The organism is Aeromicrobium sp. (genome assembly GCF_036675695.1).
Classification (GTDB): domain Bacteria; phylum Actinomycetota; class Actinomycetes; order Propionibacteriales; family Nocardioidaceae; genus Aeromicrobium.
The window spans coordinates 1-26,351 of the sequence record NZ_JAKFEL010000245.1; the positions used below are offsets into that span (position 1 = coordinate 1).

The 26,351-nt window shown below is 64.9% G+C and carries 25 protein-coding genes; 20 read left to right on the forward strand and 5 right to left on the reverse strand.

Annotated elements, in window-relative coordinates; all coding sequences use genetic code 11:
• The 3 genes from V6M39_RS16080 to V6M39_RS16090 form a co-directional block, all read left to right on the forward strand.
• Positions 1 to 1,665, forward strand: a 1,665-nt coding sequence (locus V6M39_RS16080) for a helix-turn-helix transcriptional regulator (protein WP_332644826.1), incomplete at its 5' end; no start/stop codon positions are given.
• A 40-nt stretch (positions 1,666 to 1,705) separates the two neighbouring features.
• Positions 1,706 to 2,488 (forward strand): SGNH/GDSL hydrolase family protein, encoded by a 783-nt coding sequence (locus V6M39_RS16085; RefSeq protein ID WP_332644827.1) that lies wholly within the window; start codon positions 1,706 to 1,708, stop codon positions 2,486 to 2,488.
• Between the two features lie 6 nt (positions 2,489 to 2,494).
• Positions 2,495 to 2,923 (forward strand): hypothetical protein, encoded by a 429-nt coding sequence (locus V6M39_RS16090; RefSeq protein ID WP_332644828.1) that lies wholly within the window; start codon positions 2,495 to 2,497, stop codon positions 2,921 to 2,923.
• Positions 2,924 to 2,931: 8 nt separating this feature from the next.
• Here V6M39_RS16090 and V6M39_RS16095 read toward each other — a convergent pair whose 3' ends face one another.
• Positions 2,932 to 4,185, reverse strand: coding sequence for an isochorismate synthase (locus V6M39_RS16095; RefSeq protein ID WP_332644829.1), 1,254 nt, complete (start codon positions 4,183 to 4,185; stop codon positions 2,932 to 2,934).
• Positions 4,186 to 4,218: 33 nt separating this feature from the next.
• Between V6M39_RS16095 and V6M39_RS16100 the strand changes: the two genes are divergently transcribed.
• A complete protein-coding gene (locus V6M39_RS16100; RefSeq protein WP_332644830.1) occupies positions 4,219 to 4,914 on the forward strand; it encodes a demethylmenaquinone methyltransferase in 696 nt (231 codons plus the stop codon).
• Positions 4,915 to 4,923: 9 nt separating this feature from the next.
• Here the strand turns inward: V6M39_RS16100 and V6M39_RS16105 are convergent, their stop codons facing one another.
• The 4 genes from V6M39_RS16105 to V6M39_RS16120 all read right to left on the reverse strand — a co-directional run bounded on the left by V6M39_RS16105 (position 4,924) and on the right by V6M39_RS16120 (position 7,923).
• Entirely contained in the window at positions 4,924 to 5,526 is a 603-nt protein-coding gene (locus V6M39_RS16105) for a hypothetical protein (protein ID WP_332644831.1), read from the reverse strand.
• A gap of 146 nt (positions 5,527 to 5,672) precedes the next feature.
• On the reverse strand, positions 5,673 to 6,614 hold the full coding sequence (locus V6M39_RS16110; RefSeq protein WP_332644832.1) for a carbohydrate kinase family protein: 942 nt from the start codon (positions 6,612 to 6,614) through the stop codon (positions 5,673 to 5,675).
• Complete coding sequence (locus V6M39_RS16115) at positions 6,614 to 7,291, reverse strand: class II aldolase/adducin family protein (RefSeq protein ID WP_332644833.1); 678 nt, start codon at positions 7,289 to 7,291, stop codon at positions 6,614 to 6,616. The genes V6M39_RS16110 and V6M39_RS16115 overlap by 1 nt, the downstream gene beginning before the upstream one ends.
• Entirely contained in the window at positions 7,288 to 7,923 is a 636-nt protein-coding gene (locus tag V6M39_RS16120) for a TetR/AcrR family transcriptional regulator (RefSeq protein ID WP_332644834.1), read from the reverse strand. The genes V6M39_RS16115 and V6M39_RS16120 overlap by 4 nt, the downstream gene beginning before the upstream one ends.
• A gap of 71 nt (positions 7,924 to 7,994) precedes the next feature.
• Between V6M39_RS16120 and V6M39_RS16125 the strand changes: the two genes are divergently transcribed.
• The 16 genes from V6M39_RS16125 to nuoN all read left to right on the forward strand — a co-directional run.
• Complete coding sequence (locus tag V6M39_RS16125) at positions 7,995 to 9,473, forward strand: flavin monoamine oxidase family protein (protein ID WP_332644835.1); 1,479 nt, start codon at positions 7,995 to 7,997, stop codon at positions 9,471 to 9,473.
• Positions 9,470 to 10,570 carry an SMP-30/gluconolactonase/LRE family protein gene (locus V6M39_RS16130; protein WP_332644836.1) on the forward strand — a complete coding sequence of 367 codons (1,101 nt, stop codon included), beginning with the start codon at positions 9,470 to 9,472 and terminating at the stop codon, positions 10,568 to 10,570. The genes V6M39_RS16125 and V6M39_RS16130 overlap by 4 nt, the downstream gene beginning before the upstream one ends.
• A gap of 329 nt (positions 10,571 to 10,899) precedes the next feature.
• Positions 10,900 to 11,259, forward strand: coding sequence for an NADH-quinone oxidoreductase subunit A (locus V6M39_RS16135; RefSeq protein ID WP_332644837.1), 360 nt, complete (start codon positions 10,900 to 10,902; stop codon positions 11,257 to 11,259).
• A 27-nt stretch (positions 11,260 to 11,286) separates the two neighbouring features.
• The gene (locus V6M39_RS16140; RefSeq protein ID WP_332644838.1) at positions 11,287 to 11,841 is read left to right on the forward strand and encodes a NuoB/complex I 20 kDa subunit family protein; all 555 of its coding nucleotides are present in this window, start codon (positions 11,287 to 11,289) and stop codon (positions 11,839 to 11,841) included.
• Positions 11,841 to 12,554, forward strand: a complete 714-nt coding sequence (locus tag V6M39_RS16145) for an NADH-quinone oxidoreductase subunit C (protein ID WP_332644839.1) — start codon at positions 11,841 to 11,843, stop codon at positions 12,552 to 12,554. Before V6M39_RS16140 ends, V6M39_RS16145 begins: the two co-directional genes overlap by 1 nt.
• Positions 12,551 to 13,894, forward strand: a complete 1,344-nt coding sequence (locus V6M39_RS16150; protein ID WP_332644840.1) for an NADH-quinone oxidoreductase subunit D — start codon at positions 12,551 to 12,553, stop codon at positions 13,892 to 13,894. The genes V6M39_RS16145 and V6M39_RS16150 overlap by 4 nt, the downstream gene beginning before the upstream one ends.
• Positions 13,891 to 14,643 (forward strand): NADH-quinone oxidoreductase subunit NuoE, encoded by a 753-nt coding sequence (nuoE, locus tag V6M39_RS16155; RefSeq protein ID WP_332644841.1) that lies wholly within the window; start codon positions 13,891 to 13,893, stop codon positions 14,641 to 14,643. Before V6M39_RS16150 ends, nuoE begins: the two co-directional genes overlap by 4 nt.
• On the forward strand, positions 14,640 to 15,953 hold the full coding sequence (gene nuoF / locus V6M39_RS16160; protein WP_332644842.1) for an NADH-quinone oxidoreductase subunit NuoF: 1,314 nt from the start codon (positions 14,640 to 14,642) through the stop codon (positions 15,951 to 15,953). Before nuoE ends, nuoF begins: the two co-directional genes overlap by 4 nt.
• Positions 15,950 to 18,325, forward strand: a complete 2,376-nt coding sequence (locus tag V6M39_RS16165) for an NADH-quinone oxidoreductase subunit G (RefSeq protein ID WP_332644843.1) — start codon at positions 15,950 to 15,952, stop codon at positions 18,323 to 18,325. Before nuoF ends, V6M39_RS16165 begins: the two co-directional genes overlap by 4 nt.
• Positions 18,326 to 18,395: 70 nt before the next feature.
• Positions 18,396 to 19,694 (forward strand): NADH-quinone oxidoreductase subunit NuoH, encoded by a 1,299-nt coding sequence (gene nuoH, locus V6M39_RS16170; RefSeq protein WP_332644844.1) that lies wholly within the window; start codon positions 18,396 to 18,398, stop codon positions 19,692 to 19,694.
• A complete protein-coding gene (gene nuoI / locus V6M39_RS16175) occupies positions 19,687 to 20,280 on the forward strand; it encodes an NADH-quinone oxidoreductase subunit NuoI (RefSeq protein ID WP_332644845.1) in 594 nt (197 codons plus the stop codon). Before nuoH ends, nuoI begins: the two co-directional genes overlap by 8 nt.
• A gap of 26 nt (positions 20,281 to 20,306) precedes the next feature.
• Complete coding sequence (locus tag V6M39_RS16180; protein ID WP_332644850.1) at positions 20,307 to 21,029, forward strand: NADH-quinone oxidoreductase subunit J; 723 nt, start codon at positions 20,307 to 20,309, stop codon at positions 21,027 to 21,029.
• Positions 21,026 to 21,319, forward strand: a complete 294-nt coding sequence (gene nuoK, locus V6M39_RS16185) for an NADH-quinone oxidoreductase subunit NuoK (RefSeq protein ID WP_332644846.1) — start codon at positions 21,026 to 21,028, stop codon at positions 21,317 to 21,319. The genes V6M39_RS16180 and nuoK overlap by 4 nt, the downstream gene beginning before the upstream one ends.
• A 10-nt stretch (positions 21,320 to 21,329) precedes the next feature.
• Positions 21,330 to 23,207: an NADH-quinone oxidoreductase subunit L gene (gene nuoL, locus V6M39_RS16190; protein ID WP_332644847.1), complete on the forward strand. Its 1,878-nt coding sequence runs from the start codon at positions 21,330 to 21,332 to the stop codon at positions 23,205 to 23,207.
• The gene (locus V6M39_RS16195; protein WP_332644848.1) at positions 23,204 to 24,751 is read left to right on the forward strand and encodes an NADH-quinone oxidoreductase subunit M; all 1,548 of its coding nucleotides are present in this window, start codon (positions 23,204 to 23,206) and stop codon (positions 24,749 to 24,751) included. The genes nuoL and V6M39_RS16195 overlap by 4 nt, the downstream gene beginning before the upstream one ends.
• Positions 24,748 to 26,351 (forward strand): NADH-quinone oxidoreductase subunit NuoN (gene nuoN / locus V6M39_RS16200; RefSeq protein WP_332644849.1); only part of this gene is annotated, 1,604 nt, incomplete at its 3' end. The genes V6M39_RS16195 and nuoN, both read left to right, overlap by 4 nt.

The window sequence follows — 26,351 nt, forward strand, 5'->3', positions numbered from 1 at the left end:
CACTACGAGAACGCCCTCGAGATCGTCGATGCGGCACCCGAAGGCACCGATGTCGTCGGGCTGGTCGTGGCTGCCGCGGATGCCGTCCTCACGGCTGGCCACCTCTATCGCTCGCTCGCACTACTGCGCGATCACCTCGGCCAGCTTCGTGCAGACGCGCCGACAGAGGATCGCGTACGTCTGCTCCTCGCGATCGGCAACACCGCCTTCTATGCGGGTCTCGACCCTGAAGCCCAGGCGACAAGCGTCGAAGCGCTCACGCTTGTCGGCGACGAGCGCACCGTGCTGCGAGCCGAGGCTGAAGCCTTGGGCTCGCGCATTGCCTCCGACCTGCGCAATGACGACGAAGCCATGGAGCGCGGCGAGTTCGCCGCGGCACTCGCCGAAGAGCTCGGTGCCGCGCATGTCATCGCTGACGTCACGACGACCTTGACCCGTCTTGTGGCGCGTACGGGCGGCGCCAACCTCGACAAGGCTCGGCAGCGCTACAACGACCTGGTCGCCACCTCGCGCGCCGACGGCAACATCGTCGGCGAGCTGCGCGGACTGCACAATCTCGCGTTCGTGCTCTACAACGCGGGGGAGCTCGACGATGCTGAGCAGGCGTTCCGCGCCGCGATGTCACGTGCCGTGAAGACCGGCCGTCCGTGGGCGCCCTACGGATTCGACGGCCGGGTGTTCGCCGCGATCATCTGCTACGTCCGCGGACGCTGGGACGACGCCGTCGAGCTGTGGAAGGCCGGCCCGGATGCGCCGATGCTTGCGGAGGCGATCCTGGCCGGAGGTGCGCTGCAGGTCGCGGCGGGCCGGGGCGAGGTGTCCGCGATCTCCAACGAGCAACGCCTCCGCGAGTATTGGGAGAAGGACGTCGCCATGACGGTGCACAGCGCCGCCGCACTGATCGATCTCCACGGAGATTCAGGCGATTTCACCTCGGCGCTCAAAGTTCATGACGACGTCGTCGAGACCCTCGATCGTGAATGGGACGGCAGGCTGTTCCCGGCACGCCTGCGACTGACGGGTCTGATCGTCGGGCAGTTCGCATCGGCTGTTCCACGTCTCGCGAAGTCCGAGCACGCGGCGCTCGTACGTCGCACTGGCGAGCTCGAGAAAGACGTTGCCGAGACCATTGCGTCCTATCCGCCCTTTGGACCCGAAGGCCTCGCTTGGCAGGCACGTGTAGCCGCCGAGGGCGCTCGACTCAGGTGGCTCACGGGCATCGACGCACCCCTCGAAGCTGACTTGCTGAAGTTGTGGCGCGAGGCTGTCGAAGGCTTCGTCGCAGTCGGTCAGCCCTTCGAGCAGGCGCGATCGGCGGTGCGTTTGGCTGCTGTCCTGCGAGCCAGCGGCCAGGACGAAGAAGCCCGCGCCGTACGCGCGTCGGCCCGCGAGATAGCGACCCGGCTCGGCGCCAAGCCGCTCCTCACCGAGATTGATGAGTCCGGCGGACGCGCATCGCGATCCGACGATGAGCTGACCCCGCGCGAGCGCGAGGTGCTGGCCCACGTCAGCGCTGGTCGGAGCAATGGCGAGATCGCCGCCTTGCTCTTCATCAGCACCAAGACGGTGTCGGTTCACGTCTCCAACATCCTCGCCAAGCTCAATGCCAGCGGCCGTACCGAAGCCGCCGCGATCGCCCGCCGTCGAGGTCTGCTCGACAGCTGAGCGAATCATCGGTTCGGATTGCCCGTCTAAGATGAATCTCGTGCAATTCCATCGCTATGTCGCCCTGGGGGACTCCTTCACCGAAGGCGTTGGCGACGACGACGAGACGCTGCCCAACGGCGTACGTGGCTGGGCCGATCGGATGGCGGAGGCGCTGGCCGAACGTGACAAGGACTTCACTTACGCCAACCTCGCGATTCGCGGTCGCAAGCTTCTCCCGATCCTTGACGAGCAGGTCGAACCGGCACTGGCGTTGAATCCCGACCTGGTCAGCATCTATGCAGGTGCCAACGACGTGCTGCGTCCTCGCATCGACCTCGACATGTTGGTCGACGAATACGACAAGGCGCTCGGTCGTCTCGGTGAAGCCGGCGCTCACCTCGTGGTGTTCACGGCGTACGACCCGGGCCGTGTTCCCGTGTTCGCAGCCCTGCGCGGGCGGTTCGCGATCTACAACGAGTTGGTGCGTCACGTCGCCGACAAGCACGGCGCAACCCTGGTCGACTTCTGGCGTATGCGCGCATACCGCGATCCGCGCCTCTGGGACACCGATCGGATGCACATGTCGAGTGCCGGCCACCAAGTCATGGCGATCGAGGTCCTCAACGCTCTCGGCATCGAGCACGATCTTGTTCCGCATGAGCTGGGAGAACGGGAGAAGCTCTCACTCGTGCAACAGAGCACGGGTCACGCCCACTGGCTGCGTGCCAGTGCTGGTCCATGGGTCAAGCGCCGGCTCACCGGTCAGTCCTCTGGCGACAACCTCGAGCCGCGGTGGCCGGAGCTCGTACGCCTCGACGACTCACCGATCCTGGGCGGCTAGAACGTCATGGTCCGTCTGCCCAAGGTCGGGCCCAAGCTCGCTCCACCTCCGACGGATCTCGATGACGACTCGATGGAGCGGTTGAACGAGTTCATCCGCATGACCGGCGGCGAGAAGGTCGTCAACACCCGGCGACTGCTCTGGCTCGCCGTTGTCTACTCCGGCAACCTGCAGCTCAAGGACGACCACAATCCGAAGGCGACCGGCGAGACGATCACGCTCAAACCGCACACCGTGGTGATGACGCCACAGCAGTTCGTCGGCGTCGAGAAGGTCAACTACTACCTCACCGAGCTCAATGCGGGGGAGTCGATCAAGCCCGCACGTGTTGCCGAGGTTGGCGACGGTGACGGCTGGTGGCACCTCGACGGCCTGCACCGGCTGCTCGCGGCGCGCATTGTCGGCCAATCGCTCGAGGCGAAGGTGTGGCGGTGACCGAGGCCCTAGGGCGTGAGAGCGTCGCGTACGGGGATCAGCTTGGCGTTGGACTCGGCCAGCTCGTCTGCGGGCACGGAGTCCGCGACGATGCCGCAACCGGCGAACAGTCGTACCTGGCTTCCGTCGTCTTCGATCTGCGCTGAACGCAGGCCGATGCCCCACTCGCCGTCGCCAGAGGCGCCGATCCAACCGACCGGACCGGCGTAGCGGCCGCGATCGAGCTGCTCGATCTCGGCGATGAGAGCTACAGCGGCAGGTGTTGGCGTGCCGCCCACGGCAGCCGACGGGTGCAGCGACGCGGCGAGGGTCAGGGCGCTTGCGTCGTCCTTGATCACGCCGGTGACATCGGTCGCCAGATGCATCACATTGGGCAGGTGCAGGACGAACGGCGCTTCGGGGACGTTCATGCTCGTGCAGTGCGGAAGCAGTGCCTCGGCGACTGAACGAACGGCGTACTCGTGCTCTTCGAGATCCTTGCTCGATCGGGCCAGCGAGCCCGCAAGGGCAAGATCGCGACCGTCGTCGCCGGACCGGCGGATCGTGCCGGCAAGAACGCGCGAGGTGATCAGTCCGCGCTCAAGTCGAACCAGCATCTCGGGGGTGGACCCGAAGAAGCCGTCGACGTGGAACGTCCAACAGCTGGGGTAGTCACTGGCGAGCTTGGTCAGTGGTGCCCGTACGTCGAGCGGATCGGCGAGGGAAGCGACCAGGTCGCGGGCCAGGACGACCTTGTCGAGCTCGCCGGCTTCGATGCGGCTGACGGCCTGAGCGACGAGGCTCTGCCAGTGCACGCTGTCGATGGGCCCGTCGGCGAAGGTGGTGCCGTCGGCGGGCGGAGCTGCTGGGGTCGTCGTGAGCTCCGGTGACGCAGTGATGCCAAGGCCGATGACGGTGATCCACGCGACGCCATCGCGCCGGCCGATCACGACCTCCGGGACGATGAGCACACTGCCGTCGGCATCGTCGCTGAAGGTGAACGAGCCGAAGGTGACCAGTCCGCTGCCGGGAACGTCTACTTCATCGCGTACGACGGCATGCGCGGCGAGCTCGCGCCACCACTCAGAGGCCTCTGTGAATCGGGCAGGTCCGGACGTACGGAACTCCGCAGCGCGGCCCCAACCGACGAGTCCGTCTCCGCCGTGCACCCACGCGAGAGCGTCGTCGGGCGGCAGGAGCGCAAGCAACTCACCTGGGTCATCGATGCGCTCGGACCGGACCACCAGGGGTTCAGCCGCAGCGTCGAGGGCAGGGTTGCTCACAACCAATGAGCCTACCCGTGGCAAGGTTGGGGCGTGAGTCGAGCCGGTCTGGACAAAGAGCCCCACGACGTCGCCAAGATGTTTGACGGCGTCGCCGAGAAGTACGACATCACCAATGACGTGCTGTCGATGGGTCAGGATCGCCGTTGGCGCAAGCGCGTCGTCGAGCTGGTTGCTCCCCGATCTGGCGAGCTGATCCTCGATCTGGCCGCTGGCACCGGTACGTCGAGCGAACCCTTTGCCAAGGCTGGCGCAACGGTCGTACCGTGCGACTTCTCCATCGGCATGCTCGAAGTCGGCAAGAAAGCGCGCCCTGGACTGCCGTTCGCGGCAGGCGACGGCATGAAGCTGCCGTTCGGCGACGACGTGTTCGACGCCGTCACGATCTCGTTCGGGCTCCGCAACATCCACGATCCAGTCGAAGGTCTGCGCGAGATGCTCCGGGTCACGAAACCCGGCGGACGCATCGTGGTCTGCGAGTTCAGCACGCCCACCTGGGGGCCGTTCGACGCGATCTACAGCAATTACCTGATGCGTGCGCTGCCCGCGGTTGCCCGTGCGGTGTCATCCAACCCGGAGTCGTACGTCTACCTCGCCGAGTCAATCCGCGAGTGGCCGGACCAGAAGGGTCTCGCGCTGCGCATGGCAGAGGCGGGATGGGGCAAGGTTGACTGGCACAACCTGTCAGGCGGCATCGTCGCCCTGCACCACTCGATCAAGCCCAGCTGATTCAGGGCGCTACGAGGCGAGCTTGTCGGTCGCAGGGTGAGACACGATGCGTCCCTCTGCTGCGTCCCAGAGCCGGTCGGTCCTTGCGAGGATGAGGCGACTGGCGTGGGCGAGTCGGCCGGTGTGCGGTGAGTTGGGATGCGGACGTGTCGGGGAGCCTGCCTCGACCGGCCCCATCCGACTGGCGAGAGCATCGCGGGTCCTCGGATCGAGTCGGATCGACAGGTCAGCCACCAAGTCGCCCTCGAGGATGATGAGCCGTCGAAACTCGGTGCCCAGATCGGACCAGACTTGTGACCACGGCAGATCGGCTGTGTGCGACTCGCCGTAGAGACGCCGCTTGGTCTGGACGATCGCCTGCTCCGTATGACGGGCCTGGTCGACATAGGAATCGACCACGGCTTCGCCGCCAGGTAGCTCGGTCCTTGCGGCCGGAAGGATGACCTCGCATACAGCCGAGAGATGTCGACACGCGTGGATCAAGAACGCATCGGCCTTCTGGATCGATTCGCGTCGCCCAAGGTGATTGCGCACCGCGGCGGTGGCAGCGTCAAAATGCTCGGTGAGTTCGTTGTGGGCAGTATCGATAGAAATTCGCAGTGGATCATTCATGATCCGTCACCTCGTTCGTGAACGTGTGAATTCCAGTTTCTCTCTCGGCAACGCGGACGGCAACCGCAGATATGCACTCCGGGCCCAACGTTGGTCGCGTACGTAGTCAGGCGTCGTTTTGCACGACTCGATCAAGCCCAGCTGATTCAACGGGTTGGCGTGTTGAGCGCGAACTCCTGGACTTTCGCCAGGTCGTAGTCGCCTGCGTCGGTGCCGACTCCAGACACGAGTTGTGCCGCAGTGGCGCACCCGAGCTCGGCCGACGCCCGCAGATCGAGACCGAGACCACGGCCGCGAAGGAAGCCGGCCGAGAACGCGTCTCCGCAGCCCGTGGTGTCGACGACTTCGACGTCGTATGCCGGCACGGTGATCGTCTCGTCGGCGGTGACGACGAGTGCGCCCTTGGCGCCTTGGGTCACGGCTACGCAGGTGGCACCGCGGGCGACCAGCTCGCGTGCTCCGGCTTCAAGGTCCGTCGCTCCGGTGAAACCGAGGACCTGCTCGTCATTGGGCAAGAGGTAGTCCGCGTGCGGCAGGCAGTCTTCGATCCAGGCCAACATGTCTGCGTCGCCGGGAGCCAGGATGTCCACGGACGTCGAGCACCCGGCTGCCCGTGCGGCGGCGAGCAGCTCGCCTGCGGCTGGCCCACCCAAGAACTCTGGACCGCCGAGATGGACGTGGGTCAGGCCCGGGATCGAGGACAGGTCGATGTCATCGAGGGTGAGGGCACCGTTGGCGCCGACGCAATGCCAGGCTGGCCGATCTCCGTTCGGACGCACCGGAATCACACTTGCCGACGTCTGTACCTCGGGCTTGTGGATCAGTCGGGTCGTGTCGACGCCGTGCTTGGCAAGGAGCGAGGTGAGGACAGGGGCAATCGGGTCCTCGCCGATCGCGCCGATGCTGTGAACCTCGGCACCGAGGCGGGACAGGACGAGTCCAGTGCCGCCGGCGGTGCCTGCAGGTGACATGCGGATCGTGTCGACCAACGCGCCGTCAGAGTTGGCGGGGATCGACTCCACCCGGAGTACGTGGGTGTCGAGCACATGGACACCGACTGCCGCAATCACCGCGGGTACGTGGTTCATCAGTTCTCCTTGTTGTCCGTTGTCACTGGCTGCACGGTTCCGTAGCTTCGATTGATGGCCGCTTCAATCACCGCTGCCTGGGCCGACTCGTCGAGGAATCGCGGACTCCCGAGCGCTGAGCTGTCGATCAGCAGTCGGCACAGCCATTCCAGAAGCAGCGAGTTCTCGACTGCTTGCTCGATCGTGGCGCCGGTCGTGACGGCTCCGTGGTTGGCCATGAGCACCGCCGATCGCCCGGCGAGTGCGCTGTTGACGCTGTCAGCGAGCGCAGAGGTTCCGAAGGTTGCGTAGGGGGCGACGGCGATCTCACCACCGAGCAGAAGCTGCTGGTAGTGGATCACCGGTAGCGAGTCTCGTACGCAGCTCACCGCGGTGGCGGCCGGAGCATGTGTGTGAACGACGGCGCCGACACCCGTCGCCGCGATCACGCCGAGATGCAGCTCGAGCTCGGAGGTGGGTTGGAAGTCACCGTCGACGAGGCGACCCTGCGAATCGACGATGCTCACCTGCTCCGCGCGACAGTCGGCGAGCACCACGCCTGTCGCGGTCACTGCCACATTGCCGGTCTGCGAGTCGACGACGCTGACGTTGCCTGAGGTGCCGATCAGCAGGCCCTCGGTGGCGAGTCGGCGGCACGCGGTCGCGACAGCGTCGCGTACGGGGAGGTAGTCGATCATTTGGAGAAGCCGCGAAGGTAGGCGCTCACCATGACGATGCCTTGTTCGATCAGGTAGGTGTCGCCAGCAAGATCGTGCTCATATGCCAGCTGAAAGCATCGATCGCCGATCTCGACGGCGAACTCTGCCGCAGCTGCTGGAAGGTCGGTGCGAGCGAGCCCTGCCTCGATCGCGAACGCGCGGAGCTCCTGGGCGGTCCGCTGATTGTGCTGGCGACCGAATTCATAGATGGCGGCATTGGTGCGGCCGCGGAGCCAGATCTCGACGAAGTCCGGGCGCCGGGCGTAGACCTTGACGTACGCGCGCATGGTGGTCTCTACGAGTGCGGCGATCGAGAGATCCTCGACGGTGGCCAGGTCCTGCGCGACCTGTTCGTCCATCTCGTGGGTGTCGCGCTCGACCAGCGCGAGCAGGATCGCATCCCGGTCGGAGAAGTATTGGTACAGCGAGGCAATTGGTACGCCCGCGGCTACTGCGATGTCCCGGGTGCTCAACGCGTCTACGCCGTGCTGAACCACGATGGCCGACGCGCATTCCAGGATCCGTTCGACCCGTTCGCGCGAACGAGTCTGGGTCGGAGTGCGACGTAGGCCACTCGATCCGGTGGCAGTTAAAGCAGTGACAGCAGGCACAAACGCACTGTAGCATCCAAACCTGAACCTGACACATGTTCATCTTTTACCTACCCACGCAGGAGAAGTAGATGACTCTCGACCGTCGGACCTTGCTCAAGGGCGGCCTCGCTACCGGGCTGGGTGCTCTCGGCACCAGCCTCCTTGAAGGGCCTGTCACCGCGGCGACTCTGCAGGGGTCGTTGCCCAAAAAGGTCGATGTTGTCGTGGTCGGCGGAGGGTTGTCGGGGCTGGTGGCTGCGCAGAAGGTCGCGCGATCTGGTCGGTCTGTTCTGGTCGTCGAAGCCCGCAAGCGCGTCGGCGGACGGTTGCTCAACCACCGCCTTGACGCCGGCGGCGTGATCGAAGCCGGTGGTGCGTTCGTCGGTCCCACGCAGGACCACATCCTCGCCCTCGCCAAGGAGTTGAACGTCGCGACCTTCCCGGAGTACATCGACGGCAAGAACGTCTACATCTCCAAGGGCAGGCGTTCGCTGTACTCCGGCACAGTTCCACCTGACCCGTGGATCCTGATCGACGCAGCCCTGCTGCTGAGCAGGCTCAACGGATATGCCGCGGAGATGCCCGTGGACGCGCCGTGGTCGCACCCCAACGCGGCCAAGTGGGACTCGATGACGCTGAGCGAGTTCATCCACCGGAACACGCTCAACTCAGCCGCAGTCGAGAACCTCATCAAGGCGTGGACCCAGCCGGGGTTTGGTGCCGACCCGTCACAGCTGTCACTGCTGTTCGTCATCCACTACATCGCGTGCTCGGGCAACGAGCGGACTCCTGGCACGTTCGAGCTGAACTCCAACACCAAGGGCGGGGCGCAAGAGAGTCGGTTCGTCGGAGGGTCACAGCTGATCCCGCTGCGTCTGGCGCAAAAGCTCGGCGACCGTGTGGCCCTCGCTGCAGCGGTGACGCGGATCGAGCAGCGCGACGGAGCGGCATTCGTACGCACGACCCGCGGAACCGTACGCGCACGGCGCGTGATCGTTGCAATGCCGCCCCCGACAGTGCTGGACATTGACTGGTATCCGCAGCTGCCGTCGCGCCGCCACACCCTTCTGAAGAAGTGGGAAATGGGCGATCTGATGAAATGTGACGCCGTCTATTCCACACCGTTTTGGCGGGCCGACGGTCTCAGTGGTTCCGGCGTCGCCGACGCAGGCGCGACTCGGACCGTGTTCGACAACTCCCCACCCGACGGCAAGGTCGGTGTACTCCTCGCCTTCGTCGGAGGGTCAGTCCACAAGCAGTACGCGGGCCTGTCTCTTGCAGCGCGTCGTCAGGCAGTCCTGGAAGGCTTCGCCCAGATGTTCGGACCGAAGGCGCTGAAGCCGATCGAGTACACCGAAAAGGACTGGACCAAAGAGCGTTGGACGGGTGGCGGGCCGGTCCCGATCATGGGCCCCGGAACGATGACCACGTTCGGCCCTGCAATTCATACGCAATTCAAACGCGTTCACTGGGCCGGCACGGAGACGTCGACGTACTGGAACGGCTACATGGACGGCGCTGTCCGAGCCGGCAAGCGAGCCGCAACTGAAGTGTTGGAGGCGCTGTGAAGCGACTGGTAGCGAGCCTGTCGGCGGTCGTCCTTGGCCTCACCCTGGTCTGGGCGGTTCCAGGAGCCGCCGCATCCGGGACGCGGGACAAGTGGGACACCAGGGTGTTCTCGAACGTGCCCTACCCGGGCACGCCAGCTTACGTGTTCGTTCACACCAATGGCCGGGTCTACGCCGGCACGTATGACGCTGGCACCAAGACGCCGTCCCGGGTGTTTGAGTGGACCTCAGGCGGCACGTTGCTGCGATCGTGGACTGTCCCCGGCCAGGATCTCGCGCACCATCCCGGCATCCAGGTGGCCAACCAGGATGCTCGCGGTCGCCTGGTCCTTCTGGAGAAGTCGACGTCCGCCGTCATGACCCTTGACCTGAAGACCGGTCGATTCAAGCGCCAGGCAACGCTGCCCGACCTGCCACTGTGCTCGACCAAGGTCACGCCGTGCTCGCCCAACTCCAGCGATTCCAAGGCCATTCCAAACTACGCAGCGTGGGGTCCCGACGGAGCCCTTTACATCACGGACTACGGACAGGCTGTGATCTGGCGTCTACCGGCCACGGGAGGTACGCCGAAGGTGTGGTTCGGCTCCAAGGCGCTGGACAACGTCCTTGGGTTCGGAACGACTGGACTCGTCTACCAACCCAGCAGCAAGTCGTTCTTGATAACCCAGCAGACCGTGGGGAGCCTGCTGGCAAATGCCCCGTCGGGCCGCCTGTATGCGCTCCCGATCAGCGCGGGCGGCAAGCCGGGCACGCTCAAGACGCTGTGGACTTCACGGCCCGCCGAGCTTCCGGACGGATTCGGGATTGGGCGCTCGGGCAAGATCTATGTCGCGAACGTCGGCCCGCTGAACCAGCTCGTCGTGCTGTCTCCAACGGGCAAAGAGCTCGAGCGATTCCCGAAGTTCCCGTTGACGGGGGCGAACGGCTCGCCGGTGCCGTTCGACGGGGCGTCCAATGCGACGTTCCTGGGAACGCGGGTGCTGGTCGCGAACCAGTCACCGATCAGCAAGAAGCGGGCTCACCACGTCATCCTCGATGTCGAGGTGGGCGAGCGCGGCATACCGAACTACCTGCCCAAGGGATCAACCCTGCGCTGATCAGGCTGGTTGTTCTTCGGCCTCTTCAACGCCGGCAACGTGCGCCGGCGTGTGCGGCTCCCACTCCGCCTCGTTCTCTTCGTCGCGCGGCTCGCCCCGATGGCTATGCGGCTCCGTCATGGTGAACTCCCGTCCCTCGGCCAAGAAACTACCTGCACTGCGTCAAACGCGCGAGGGTGTGGGGCTGGCGAATTCGTGATGCCAGAACTTAGTGTGACCTAAGTTACATCCCGCATCTGCCGGGCGTATGGTGAGACCGCGATCACGTTGTGAAGCAATTCACAAGCGCACGATCCATCGATAGATGTCGGTTCAGCCCGGGAGGTGTCGTGACGGTTTATACGCCGATCCTCGTGCTGGGCGCGTTGGCTGCCGGATTCGCAATCTTCAGCATCCTCATCGCACCGATCACCGGCCCCAAGCGCTACAACCGAGCCAAGCTCGACCGGTACGAGTCCGGCATCCAGCCGAGCCCGCTGCCGGAAGGCGGCGGCAAGATCTCGGTTCGCTACTTCATCATCGCGATGCTGTTCATCGTCTTCGACATCGAAATCATCTTCCTCTACCCGTTCGCGGTCGCCTTTGACGCGCTCGGCTGGTTCGGACTGATCGAGATGTTCATCTTCATGATCACGGTGTTCATCGCGTACGCGTACGTCTGGCGCCGCGGAGGTCTCGAATGGGACTGACAGTGGCGAACGAAAAGGTGGCACGACGTGGGAATTGAAGAAAAGCTGCCAAACGGTGTGCTCCTCTCCACTGTCGAGGGCCTCGCCGGCTACATGCGCAAGGCCTCGTTCTGGCCCGCGACGTTCGGTCTCGCCTGTTGTGCGATCGAGATGATGACGTTCGGCGCTCCGCGCTTTGACTCCTCCCGCTTCGGCATGGAGGTCTTCCGCCCCTCGCCGCGCCAGGCCGACCTGATGATCGTCGCTGGCCGCGTCAGCAACAAGATGGCTCCGGTCCTCCGCCAGATTTACGACCAGATGGCTGAGCCCAAGTACGTCCTCGCGATGGGCGTCTGCGCCAGCTCGGGCGGCATGTTCAACAACTACGCGATCGTCCAGGGAGTCGACCACGTCGTACCCGTCGACATGTACCTCCCCGGCTGCCCGCCGCGTCCGGAGATGCTGATCGACGCGATCCTCAAGCTGCACGACCAGATCCAGCACCAGAAGCTCGGCTCCAACCGCCTCGCTGAGATCAAGGCCGATGAGAAGGTTGCCCTCCTCGCGACGCCGACGTCGGCGATGAAGGGTCTGATGCGCTGATGGCCGACGACAAGAAGCAGGACGCCTCGCACGAGATCCAGCAAGAGGTCGTCAAGAGCGACGCGGTTCAGCTCGAGGTCATCAACGTCCGCGAAGGTGCATTCGGCGCCCATGGCACGGGCGACACCAGCGGTTTCGGCGGCCTCACGCAGCCGGTCATCATGCCCGGCGCAGCCCAGAAGCCCTATGGCGGTTGGTACGACGAGGTCGCTGACAAGCTCGCGACGCTGACGCTCCCCGAAGCGATCGAGAAGGTCGTGGTGCACAACGGCGAGATCACGTTCTTCATCCGTCGGCACGCACTCCTGGACACCGTCACTCATCTGCGCAATGACCCCGAGCTGCGCTTCGAGTTCTGCTCCTCGGTCTCAGGCGTGCACTTCCCGCACGAGACCGACCGCGAGCTCCACGTTGCGATCCATCTGCTGTCGATGACTCACAACCGCCGCATCCGCGTCGAGGTTGTGGCACCAGACTCCGACCCGCACATCCCCAGCATCGTCAGCATCTACCCGACGGCCGACTGGCACGAGCGCGAGACGTACGACTTCTTCGGCATCATCTTCGACGGGCACCCGGCGCTGACCCGCATCATGATGCCGGACGACTGGCCGGGCCACCCGCAACGCAAGGACTACCCGTTGGGCGGCATCCCTGTGGAGTTCAAGGGCGGAACGATTGCCCCTCCCGACCAGCGCAGGAGCTACTCATGACACAAGGTCTGAATGAGGAGCGAACAGATCCATACGCGGGCACGACGGAGACCAGTGATGGTCCGGTCTTCACCGTCACCGGCCAGGACTGGGACACGATCGACCCGTCGGCCGTCGAGGGCGACCACCTCGTCATCAACATGGGTCCGCAGCACCCGTCCACGCACGGCGTGCTCCGCCTGGTGCTCGAGATCGATGGCGAGACCGTACGCGATGCTCGCGCCGGCATTGGCTACTTGCACACCGGCATCGAGAAGAACATGGAGTACCGCACCTGGACCCAGGGCGTGACGTTCTGCACCCGGATGGACTACGTCGCTCCGTTCTCCAACGAAGCCGCGTACGTCATGGCGGTCGAGAAGCTTCTCGGCATCGAGGCGCCCGAGAAGGCGCAGGCCATCCGCGTCCTCCTGCTCGAGCTCAACCGCATCTCGTCCCACCTCGTATGTCTTGCCACCGGCGGCATGGAGATCGGCGCGCTGACGGTCATGACGATCGGCTTCCGTGACCGCGAAGAGATCCTCAACCTGTTCGAGCTGATCACCGGACTGCGCATGAACCACGCGTACTTCCGTCCCGGCGGCGTGGCGCTCGACCTTCCCGATGGGGCGATCGAGAAGATCCGGGCCACAGTTCGACTGCTCAAGAAGCGCCTCCCGGAGTACGCCGCACTCTGCAACGCCAACCCGATCTTCAAGGGCCGGCTCAAGGGTGTCGGGCACCTCGAGCTCGCCGGATGCATGGCTCTCGGCCTCACCGGCCCGGTGCTCCGCTCGACCGGCTACGACTGGGACCTCCGCAAGAAGCAGCCCTACTGGGGCTACGACACGTACGACTTCGACGTCGTCACCCGCGACGAGCCTGACGCGTACGGACGCTTCCGGGTGCGCCTCGACGAGATGTGGGAGTCGCTCAAGATCGTCGAGCAGGCCACCGAACGCATCGCATCGATGGCCGGCGAACCGGTCATGGTCGCCGACAAGAAGATCGCCTGGCCGTCGCAGCTCAGCGTGGGCGCCGATGGTCAGGGCAACTCGGCCGAGCACATCAAGCACATCATGGGCGAGTCGATGGAAGCGCTCATCCACCACTTCAAGATCGTCACCGAGGGCTTCCGGGTCCCGGTCGGTCAGGCGTACGCCAGCATCGAGTCACCTCGCGGCGAGATCAGCTGCCACCTCGTCTCCGACGGCGGCACGCGCCCATACCGCGCGCACTTCCGCGATCCGTCGTTCGTCAACTTGCAGGGCACCTCGGTGATGAGCGAGGGCGGCATGATTTCCGACGTCATCGTCGCGATCGCCAGCATCGATCCGGTAATGGGGGGTGTTGACCGTTGAGTCTCAACAAGAAGACCATCGCTGAGCTCAATGAGCTCGCTTCGCGCTACCCGCAGGCTCGCAGCGCGCTGCTGCCGATGCTGCACCTGATCCAGTCTGTTGAGGGTCACGTGACCAACGAGGGCATTGAGCTGTGCGCCGAGATCCTCGACATCACGGCAGCTGAGGTCTCGGGCGTCGCGACGTTCTACACGATGTACAAGCGCCGCCCGATGGGCGAGCACCACGTCGGCGTGTGCACCAACACGCTCTGTGCCGTGATGGGTGGCGACGCGATCTTCGAGCGGCTCAAGGGTCACCTCGATGTCGGCAACGACGAGACCACCGAGGACGGCAAGGTCACTCTCGAGCACATCGAGTGCAACGCAGCCTGCGACTTCGCACCCGTCATGACGGTCAACTGGGAGTTCTTCGACAACCAGACTCCCGAGTCGGCGGTCGAGCTGGTCGACAAGCTGCGGGCAGGCGAGAAGGTGCAGGCCACCCGCGGCGCCACGATCACATCCTGGCGCAAGGCCGAACGCGTACTCGCCGGCTACGAGGATGGGCTAGTCAACGAAGGACCCGCGGCCGCAGGACCGTCGTTGGTCGGCCTCAACATCGCCAACGAACACGGTTGGGCAGCGCCCAGCATCAACGGTGCCAAGCCAAAGGCCGATGCAGTCGCCGACGACAAGCAGAGCGCAGTCGAGCAGGCGGACACCGCGCGTGCCGAGTCAGAGACCATCGACGAGGAGGGCAAGAAGTGACTGACATGCTCACGCCCGTACTCACCGCCGACTGGGGCAACGACCGCGCCTGGACCCGTCAGGCATACGAGCAGACCGGCGGCTACGACGCGCTCCGCACGGCGCTGACGATGAAGCCCGACGACCTGATCACGCTGGTCAAGGATTCCGGCCTGCGTGGCCGTGGCGGCGCTGGCTTCCCGACGGGCATGAAGTGGAGCTTCATCCCGCAGGACAACCCCAAGCCCAAGTACCTCGTCGTCAACGCCGACGAATCTGAGCCGGGCACGTGCAAGGACATCCCGCTGATGATGGCCTCGCCGCACGTGCTCATCGAGGGCGTCATCATCGCCGCCCATGCGATCCGTGCGGAGAAGGCATTCATCTACGTACGCGGTGAGGTGCTGCATGTCGTACGCCGACTGCGTGCTGCCGCCCGCGAGGCGTACGAAGCCGGATACCTGGGGGAGAACATTCTCGGCTCCGGGCTCAACATCGACCTCGTGATCCATGCCGGCGCCGGTGCCTACATCTGCGGCGAGGAGACAGCGCTGCTCGACTCGCTCGAGGGACGCCGCGGCCAACCGCGACTGCGGCCACCGTTTCCTGCCGTCGAGGGCCTCTACGCGAGCCCGACCGTGATCAACAATGTCGAGTCGATCGCCTCTGTCCCGGCGATCGTGCGCGGTGGTGTCGACTGGTTCGGCTCGATGGGCACGGAGAAGTCCAAGGGTTTCACGATCTACTCGCTGTCGGGCCACGTGAAGAGCCCCGGCCAGTACGAAGCGCCGCTCGGCATCACCTTGCGCCAGCTCCTCGAGCTCGGCGGCGGCATGCGCGAGGGTAGCGAGCTGAAGTTCTGGACACCGGGTGGTTCATCGACGCCGATCCTCACGGCGGAGCACCTCGACGTGCCGCTCGACTACGAGGGTGTGGGCGAGGCCGGCTCGATGCTCGGCACCAAGGCGCTGCAGATCTTCGACCAGACGACCTCGGTCGTACGGTGCGTGCTCCGGTGGACCGAGTTCTACAAGCACGAGTCGTGCGGCAAGTGCACGCCGTGCCGCGAAGGCACGTGGTGGCTGGTGCAGACCCTGCAGCGTCTCGACGCTGGCGAGGGTCGTCACGGCGACATTGAGCTGCTCCTCGACCTGTGCGACAACATCCTCGGCCGCTCGTTCTGCGCCCTGGGTGATGGAGCGACGAGCCCGATCACTTCGGCGATCAAGTACTTCCGCAAGGAGTTTGAGGCCGGAATGCACACCCCGTCCAGCTGGACCTTCCCGCCGGCCGCGTCGACCCTCTTCCCGCAGGAGGTGGCAGCCAAATGACGATTGAAGCCTCGCGCGACACCGAACTCATCACGCTGACGATCGACGATGTCGAGGTCAGCGTTCCCAAGGGCACTCTGGTGATCCGGGCCGCCGAGCTTGTGGGCACCGAGATCCCGCGATTCTGCGACCACCCGCTGCTCGAGCCCGTTGGCGCCTGCCGTCAGTGCCTCGTCGACATCACCGACGCAGGCAATGGCCGCGGATTCCCCAAGCCGCAGGCTTCCTGCACGATCGAAGTTGCGGCCGGCATGGTCGTCAAGACTCAGGTCACCTCCGAGATCGCCGAGAAGGCGCAGCGCGGCAACATGGAGTTCCTGCTCATCAACCACCCGCTCGACTGCCCGGTCTGCGACAAGGGTGGCGAGTGCCCGCTGCAGAACCAGGCCATGACCCACGGACAGGGCGAGTCACGGTTCACCGAGACCAAGCGGACGTTCCCGAAGCCGATGAACGTGTCCGAGCAGGTGTTGCTCGATCGTGAGCGCTGCGTGCTGTGCGCTCGCTGCACGCGTTTCTCCGAGCAGATCGCCGGTGACCCGTTCATCGAGCTGCTCGAACGCGGGCCGCAGCAGCAGGTCGGCATCTATGAAGAAGAGCCGTTCCACTCCTACTTCTCGGGCAACACGATCCAGATCTGCCCGGTTGGCGCGTTGACCAGCGCCGACTACCGCTTCCGCTCACGCCCGTTCGACCTCGTGTCGACGCCGTCGATCGCCGAGCACGACGCCTGTGGGTCGGCGATCCGTGTCGATCACCGCCGCGGCAAGGTCATGCGCCGCCTGGCTGGCGACGATCCCGAGGTCAACGAAGAGTGGATCACCGACAAGGACCGCTTCGCCTTCACCTCGGCGATGCAGGGCGATCGCATCGCGACTCCGCTCGTACGCAACGACGAGGGCGACCTCGAGCCGGCGTCCTGGCCTGCGGCCCTGGCCATCGCGGCACGCGGTCTCGACAAGGCTGCTGGCAAGGTGGGCGTCCTGCCCGGCGGCCGCCTGACCGCTGAGGATGCGTTCGCCTACAGCAAGTTCGCCCGTACGGTCCTCAAGACCAACGACATCGACTTCCGCGCTCGCGCGCATTCAGCAGAAGAGGCGGAGTTCCTCGCCTCGCATGTCGTCGCCACGTCGCTCGAGGTCACCTTTGCGTCGCTGGAGAAGGCGTCCACGGTTGTGCTCGTCGGCTTCGAGCCCGAGGACGAAGCCGGTGCGGTGTTCCTGCGCCTCCGCAAGGCATCGCGCAATGGCGTCAAGGTCGTCGCGATCGCAAGTCACGCGACTCGTGGGCTGACCAAGATGTCGGGCGAGCTGATTCGTACGGCTCCCGGCCAGGAGGCCGCTGCACTCAACGAGCTCGAGCTCGATCGCAACGCCGTGATCCTCGTCGGCGAACGCCTCGCCTCGGTGCCGGGTGGTTTCAGCGCCGCCGCGACGCTGGCGACCAAGGCGAAGGTACGCATCGCGTGGATCCCGCGTCGTGCTGGTGAACGTGGTGCGCTCGAGACCGGCTGCCTGCCGACACTGCTGCCAGGTGGACGTCCGCTCGACAGTGCCGAGGCCCGCGCCGATCTCGCTGCTGCCTGGGGAGTCAAGACGATCGTCGCCAAGAAGGGTCGCGACACATCCACGATCCTCGAAGCCGTGACCGGTGGGTCCCTGAAGGCTCTGGTTATCGGCGGAGTCGAGATCGATGACCTGCCCGATCCCGCGGCTGCGCGTGCAGCGCTGAAGGCTGCAAGCTTCATCGTCAGCCTTGAGGTCCGCGAGAGTGACGTGACCAAGGTCGCCGATGTCGTGCTGCCGATTGCACCTGTCGTCGAGAAGCCCGGCATGTTCGTCAACTGGGAGGGTCGCGTTCGTACGTTTGACGCGGTCATCAAGGACCAGCACTCACTCTCCGACGTCCGCGTGCTCGCCGGTATCGCCGAGGAGATGGGTTCGCCGCTCGGCTTCCGTACGATCGCCGACGCGCGAGCCGCCATGACTGAGCTGGGTCCGTGGGACGGTGCTCGCGCCGAAACCCTCACACGCGCCGCAGGCGCCAAAGCGGGCCCGAAGGGCAAGGTCGTGCTCGACACCTGGCGCCAGCTGATCGACGACGGTCGGGGCCAGGATGGCCAGGACCTCTACAAGGCGACAGCTCGACCGGCAGTGCTCAAGGCCAGCGCTGCGACGCTCGGTGCGTTCGACGTCGCTCCCGGCAAGAAGGCCACCATCGCGACTGACGCCGGCAAGGCCACGTTCATCGCTGAAGTCGCCGACCTGCCTGACGGCGTCGTGTGGGTCCCAGCCAATAGCGGCGTCAGCCTGCGGGCCGCGCTCGGTGCTGGCTTCGGCGACCACGTCGAGCTGAGAGGTGGCTCGAGATGAGCGAGCGAACCAAAGGCACAGGGTTCATGCCGGTGCCTCCGTACCGTGCCCTTTCAACGGGGGTGGCGGCATGAGTGAGCTCTTTGGCAATGAACCGTTCTGGGTGATCGCGCTCAAGGCGCTCATCATCTTCGTGTTCCTGATGGTCTACACGCTGTTCAACATCTGGTTCGAACGTCGCGTGGTGGCGCGGATGCAGCACCGCATCGGCCCCAACGTGCACGGACCCTTCGGACTGCTGCAGAGCCTCGCCGACGGCGTGAAGCTCGCGTTCAAGGAGGACCTGGTCGTCAAGGCTGCCGACAAGGTCGTCTACATCGCAGCGCCGATCATCGCCACGATCCCTGCGTTCATGGCTTGGTCCGTCATCCCGTTCGGACCTGAGGTCAAGATCCCGTTCACCGACACCGTGACGCCTTTGCAACTGACCGACCTCCCGGTCGCGGTGCTCTACATCCTCGCCGTCACATCGATCGGCATCTACGGCATCGTGCTCGCCGGTTGGGCGTCCGGCTCGATCTATGCGCTGCTCGGCGGTATGCGATCGAGCGCGCAGATGATCTCGTACGAGGTCGCGATGGGTCTGGCATTCGTGCCGGTGTTCATCTTCGCCGGGTCGATGTCGACCTCGGAGATCGTCGCCGCCCAGGCTGACACGTGGTACTTCCTGCCGCTGTTCCCGTCGTTCGTCATCTACGTGATCGCGATGGTCGGCGAGACCAACCGCGCCCCGTTCGACCTCCCCGAGGCCGAGGGCGAGCTCGTCGGCGGATTCCACACCGAGTACTCCTCGCTGAAGTTCGCCCTGTTCTTCCTCGCCGAGTACGTCAACATGGTCACCGTCTCGGCGCTGGCGACCACGCTGTTCCTCGGCGGTTGGCGCGCACCGTTCGGCCTGGCGCAGATCAACGATGGCATGTTCAACACCGGCTACTGGCCTGTCTTGTGGTTCTTCCTCAAGACGTTGGCGTTCGTGTTCCTGTTCGTATGGCTGCGAGGAACCCTGCCGCGTATGCGTTACGACCAGTTCATGGACTTCGGCTGGAAGGTTCTCATCCCGGTCTCGCTCGCCTGGATCATTGCCGTCGGCGTGATCCACAAGCTCGACCGTGAGGGAATGCTCGACCGGCAGACGTTGATCTGGATCTCGGTCGGACTGGGAGTGCTGCTCCTGCTGTCCTCGTTCTGGCCAACCAAACCCGACCCCAGTGCGGCCCCTGAGCCCGAGTTCGACGCCTTCGCCGGCGGTTACCCCGTTCCTCCCCCTACGCGCCCGCAGACGCCAGGTGCTTCCAGAGAAGCGCGTGGGGGGACCCCCACCATGCCTGCTAGCCAAGTGAGCACAACGAAGGTTGACGACAATGGCTGACGACAAGAAGGGCATCTTCGAGGAAGCGCGCGAGGTCCTGTGGGACCCGATCGCTGGCTTCGGCGTGACGTTCCGGACCATGTTCCGCAAGCCGGTCACCGAGCAGTACCCGTTCGAGAAGATCCCCACAGCTCCGCGCTTTCACGGTCGCCACCAGCTCAACCGCTGGCCTGATGGTCTCGAGAAGTGCATCGGTTGTGAGCTGTGCGCGTGGGCCTGCCCTGCCGACGCGATCTACGTCGAGGGTGCATCGAATGAAGAAGGCGGTCGCTTCAGCCCCGGCGAGCGCTATGGCCGCGTCTACCAGATCAACTACCTGCGCTGCATTCTCTGCGGACTCTGCATCGAGGCTTGCCCGACTCGTGCGCTGACGATGACCAACGAGTACGAGCTCGCCGACAACAACCGTGCCGACCTGATCTACGAGAAGGACGATCTGCTCGCGCCGTTGCTGCCCGGCATGATCGAGGCTCCGCACGAGATGTTGATCAGCGACGACCACCACGACTACTACCGCGGGAAGTCGCTGCCGATCTTTCCGGTCGACGCTTCGACCGGCTCAACGAACGGGGGAAGCGCCGAGTGACCACGTTCTGGCTCCTCGCCCCGATCATGGTGATCGCCGCCCTCGGGCTGGTGTTCGCCAAGAAGGCCGTCCACGCGGCGCTGTGCCTGGCGATCGTGATGATCAGCCTCGCCGTTCTGTACGCAGTGCAGGACGCGCCATTCCTGTTCGTCGTGCAGATCATCGTCTACACCGGCGCGATCATGATGCTGTTCCTGTTCGTCCTCATGCTCGTCGGCGTCGAGTCGTCCGATGCGGTCAAGGAGACGATCAAGGGTCAGCGCTTCTTCGCCGCTGTGATCGGCCTGCTGTTCGGCGTCACCGCGGTCCTCGCGATCGGCCAGACGATCACGGGCACTGTGGTTGGACTCAAGGGCGCCAACGAGAACGGCAACCCGTACGGACTCGCCGAGCTGCTCTTCGGCAAGTACGTGCTCGCCTTCGAGTTCACCAGTGCGCTGCTGATCACCGCAGCACTCGGCGCCATGGTCCTCGCTCACAGCGAGCGTCTCACCCCGCGTCAGACGCAGGCCGACATTGCCGCTCGTCGTATGCGTGAGTACGCCGAGTCCCGCCGCCATCCCGGGCCGTTGCCCGTTCCCGGTGTGTTCGCCCGCCACAACGCAGTCGACACCCCTGCGCTGCTGCCCGATGGCACGCCACTCGAGTCCTCGATCTCCTCGAGCCTGGTCTCCCGCGGCCAGGTCGTCGAGGGCAACACCGACAACGTCGAAGCGACCCTCGATCAACTCGAGGAGGGCGACAAGTGAACGAGTACATCACTCTCTCGCTGATCCTCTTCACGATCGGCTCGGTCGGCGTCCTCATCCGGCGCAACGCGATCGTCGTCTTCATGTGCATCGAGCTGATGCTCAACGCGACCAACCTCGCGTTTGTCAGCTTCTCCCGCCAGCACGGCAACCTCGACGGGCAGGTGGCCGCGTTCTTCGTGATGGTCGTCGCCGCAGCCGAGGTCGTCGTTGGTCTGGCCATCATCGTGTCCATCTATCGCACGCGTCGTTCGGCTTCGGTCGACGAGGCGAGCCTGCTGAAGTCCTAAGGGGAGCACGATGTTCGACCTTCAGTGGCTCCTGATTGCCATCCCGCTCGCGGGTGCCGCGATCCTCCTGACCTGGGGCAAGGAAGCCGACGGATTCGGCCACATCATCGGCACACTGGCGTCAGCCGCGTCCTTCGTCCTTGGCGTGATCCTGTTCGCGCAGCTACTCGGCAAGCCCGAGGATGATCGCTCGCACACGACCACGTTGTTCACCTGGATCGATGCAGGACGCTTCCACGTGGACATGTCGTTCACGTTCGACCAGCTGTCCGGGCTGTTCGTCCTGCTGATCACGGGTGTCGGCACGCTGATCCACGTCTACTCGATCGGCTATATGGAGCACGATGAGCGGCGCCGCCGGTTCTTCGCGTTCCTCAACTTGTTCATCGCCGCGATGCTCACGCTGGTGCTCGCCGCTGACTACCTCGTGATGTTCCTCGGCTGGGAAGGCGTCGGCCTGGCGTCCTACCTGCTGATCGGCTTCTGGCAGCACAAGGACTCAGCTGCCGCCGCCGCCAAGAAGGCGTTCGTCGTCAACCGTGTCGGTGACCTCGGTATGGCCCTCGCGATCATGTTGATGTTCGCGCAGTTCGGTACCTCCGCGGTTGAGGCAGTCAACCAGTCCATCCCCGGCGCTTCGCAGAGTGTTGCGACGGCGATGGGGCTGCTGCTCCTGCTCGGCGCGTGCGGCAAGTCGGCGCAGGTTCCGCTGCAGAGCTGGCTGCTCGACGCCATGGAGGGCCCGACCCCGGTCTCCGCGCTCATCCACGCGGCGACCATGGTCACAGCTGGCGTCTACCTGGTCGTTCGATCGGCCGCAGTGTTCGATGCGTCCGAGGTCGCTCGCAACGCCGTGATCATCGTCGGCCTCGTCACGCTGCTCGTCGGCGCCTGGATCGGTTGCACCAAGGACGACATCAAGAAGGCACTTGCCGGTTCGACCATGAGCCAGATCGGCTACATGATGCTCGCGGCCGGCCTCGGCCCCGCTGGCTACGCGTTCGCGATCTTCCACCTCATCACCCACGGCTTCTTCAAGGCCAACATGTTCCTTGGCGCCGGTTCAGTGATGCACGGCATGAACGACGACGTCGAGATGCGGCACTACGGCGCCCTGCGCAAAGCCATGCCGATCACGTTTGCCACGTTCGCACTCGGCTACCTCGCGATCATCGGCTTCCCAGGCTTCTCGGGCTTCTTCTCCAAGGACAAGATCATCGAGACCGCGTTCGGCGAGAACTTCTGGGTCGGCATGGGTGCGCTGATCGGCGCCGGAGTCACGGCGTTCTACATGACGCGCCTCATGATGATGACGTTCTTCGGTGACCAGCGCTGGAAGGAAGACGTCCACCCGCACGAGTCGCCCAAGGTCATGACCTACCCGCTCATCGCGCTTGGCGCGCTGTCGCTGCTGGGTGGTCTGCTGCTGCTCGGCGACTGGATCGTCGAGTGGCTCGAGCCGGTGGTCGGCCATGCCGAGCACCACGAGCTCGGCATCCCCGTGTGGCTGATGACGGTCATCATCACCTCGACCGCCGCGCTCGGCGTGGGACTCAGCTACCTCACCTACGGTCGCCGGCCGATCGCGGGCGAGACGCCGTCCGACAGCTCGGTGTCGATCTGGACCCGCGCCGGTCGCCACGAGCTCTACGGCAACGAGATCAATGACGCCCTCGCCGTACGCCCGACGCGCCACCTGACCCGATTCCTGGTGTGGTTCGACCGCATGGGCGTCGACGGACTCGTCACCGGTATCGCCGACCGACTCGGTGACACCTCACAGTTCCTGCGTCAGCCGCAGACCGGATACGTCCGCTCATATGCGCTGATGATGTTCGGCGGCGCTGCCCTCGTTCTCCTTGCTCTCCTGGCGGTGACCCTCGCATGATCCTGTCCGTACTCGCCGCCGTCCCCATCGTGGGAGCGATTGCCCTGGCGCTGCTGCCCAAGTCGACATCGGGCGCCCAGCTCAACGCCAAGGTCATCGCACTGGGCGTCTCGCTGATCACTCTCGTGGTGTCGCTGATCGCCCTCGCGCGCTACGACCTCGAGGCCGGCGGCTACCAGCTGACCGAGAAGCACGAGTGGATCACCGCGTTCGGCGCCTGGTACTCCGTCGGAGTCAACGGCATCGGCCTCACGCTGATCCTGCTGACGACCGTGCTCACGCCGATCGTGATCCTCGCCGCCTGGGACGATCGACTGCCCGAGGCCACGAACACCAATGCGTACTTCGCCTGGATGCTCGCTGTCGAGGGCCTCGCCCTTGGCGCGTTCATGGCCACCGATGCCTTCCTCTTCTACGTGTTCTTCGAGGCGACGCTGATCCCGCTCTACTTCCTGATCGGCTCGTTCGGCGGTCCCAACCGCTCGTACGCCGCCGTGAAGTTCCTGATCTACAACCTGGTCGGCGGCTTGCTCATGCTCGCCTCGATCGTCGGCCTGTACGTCGTCAGCTCGCGTGACGGTGGCGCCACGTACCTGCTCACGGATCTCTCGAGCATCGAGATGAGCACCTCGACCGAACGCCTGCTGTTCCTCGGCTTCATGGCGGCGTTCGCGATCAAGGCACCGCTCTGGCCGCTGCACACGTGGCTGCCGGATGCAGCAGGTCAGGCTACGCCGGGCACCTCGGTGCTGATGGTCAGCGTGGTCGACAAGATCGGCACGTTCGGCATGATCACCTGGTGCCTCTACCTGTTCCCCGATGCAGCCGAGTGGGCCAGTCCGGTGATCATCACGCTCGCGGTCATCAGCATCTTGTACGGCGCGCTGCTCGCGGTCGGCCAGGACGACATCCGACGCCTCATCGCCTTCACCTCGGTGTCTCACTTCGGCTTCATCATCTTGGGAATCTTCGCGTTCACCACCACCTCGATGGCTGGTTCAACGCTCTACATGTTCAACCACGGTCTATCGACCGCCGCGCTGTTCCTGGTGACCGGCATGATGATCGCGCGACGCGGTTCGGCCAAGATCTCCGACTTCGGTGGCGTGCAGAAGATCGCCCCGATCATGTCGGGCATCCTGCTCGTCGCGGGTCTGTCGAGCCTCTCTCTGCCGGGCTTGGCGCCGTTCATCTCTGAGTTCATGGTGCTGGCCGGAACGTTCACCCGATCGATCCCGGCGGCGGTGTTCGCGACGCTCGGCACCGTGCTGGCCGCGCTCTACATCCTGATCATGTACCAACGCACCATGACCGGTCCGCTGCGCGAGGACAACCAGGGTGTCCACGACCTCGTGCCTCGTGAGATCGCTGCACTCGCTCCCGCGATCGTGCTGATCATCGGCCTCGGATTCTTCCCGCAGCCCGTGCTCAACGTGATCAACCCAGCGATCGACGAGGTTGCCAGCCACATCGGCACGGGTGACCCCGAGCCGAAGTCGCCCGTCTCGATTGAACCCACGACGCCGGAAGGGGGCCACGAATGAGCATCCGTCAGCTGGCCGCGGCCGAGCTGCCCCCGCTCGACGCGCCCCACATCGAGTACTCGCTGCTCGCACCGCTGTTCATCATTGCCGGCGTTGCTGTGGTCGGTGTCATCGTCGAGGCCGTATGGCCCCGTGGCACACGCTTCACCGCACAGGCGATCCTCGCAGTCGTCGGTGTGATCGCGGCGTTCGTCGACACCGTATGGGTCTACCAACATCTCGACACGATCGACGACCCCGAGCTCGCTCGCGGTGTGATCGGAGCCGAAGGCGCGCTGTCGATCGACGGTCCTGGCGTCTTTACGTGGGGCATCCTGTTGGTGTTCGCCCTGATGAGCATGCTGCTGTTCGCCGAGCGTCGCCTCGAAGGTGGGCTCAGCGCATTCACCGGCCGCGCCGCCGATGCGCCGGGTTCGGCTGGCGAGGCTGAGGCGATCTCGAAGCGCATCGAGCACACCGAGGTCTTCCCGCTGGCGATGTTCTCGCTGGTCGGCATGATGCTGTTCGCCACTTCCAACGACCTGCTGACGATGTTCGTTGCGCTCGAGGTGCTCTCGCTCCCGCTCTACCTCCTGTGCGGCATCGCTCGTCGTCGCAGGTTGCTGAGTCAGGAGGCTGCGCTCAAGTACTTCCTTCTCGGTGCGTTCTCCTCGGTGTTCTTCCTGTACGGCATCGCGCTGACGTACGGGTTCGCCGGCAGCTTCCGGCTCTCCGACATCGACGTTGCTGTGTCGACTCGTACCGGCGGCACCAACATGCTGCTGGCAGCGATCGCCCTGATGGTCGTGGGCCTGCTGTTCAAGATCGGTGCCGTGCCGTTCCATACCTGGACGCCCGATGTCTATCAGGGAGCGCCGACCCCGGTCACAGCTTTCATGGCGGCGGGCACCAAAGCGGCCGCATTCCTCGCAATGCTGCGCGTGCTGTTCGTCGCGTTCGGTGGCTCGTCATGGGACTGGCGACCGACGATCATCGGCATCGCGGTCATCACGATGTTCCTCGGTGCTGTCGTCTCGATCTCGCAGACCGACGTCAAGCGCATGCTTGCCTACTCCTCGATCGCCCATGCCGGCTTCCTGCTGGTGGGCCTCGTGGGTGTCTACGGCGGAGTGGCTGGCGAAGAGCGCATCACCTCGGTGTCGAGCATCCTGTTCTACCTCGCGGTCTACGGTGTCGCCTCGATCGGTGCCTTCGCCGTGGTGACGCTCGTACGCGACTCCGGTGGTGAGACGACGCACCTCTCGCGTTGGGCCGGGCTCGGCAAGACTTCGCCGCTGCTGGCCGGGTCGTTCGCGCTGTTCATGCTGTCGTTCGCCGGCATCCCGCTGACGGGTGGCTTCATCGGAAAATGGAGCGTCTTCACCGCAGCGTGGTCGGGTGGCGTGTGGCCGCTGGTCGTCATCGGCGTGCTGGTGAGTGCCTTGGCGGCCTATTTCTACGTTCGCGTGATCGTGCTGATGTTCTTCACAGATCCGGTGGGGGATGGGCCGACGGTCGCTGTCCCGAGCGCGCTGACTACCGTAGTGATCGCCTTCGCCGTCGTGGCGACGGTCGGTCTGGGTATCCTTCCCGGACCGCTGCTCGATCTTGCGCAGCACGC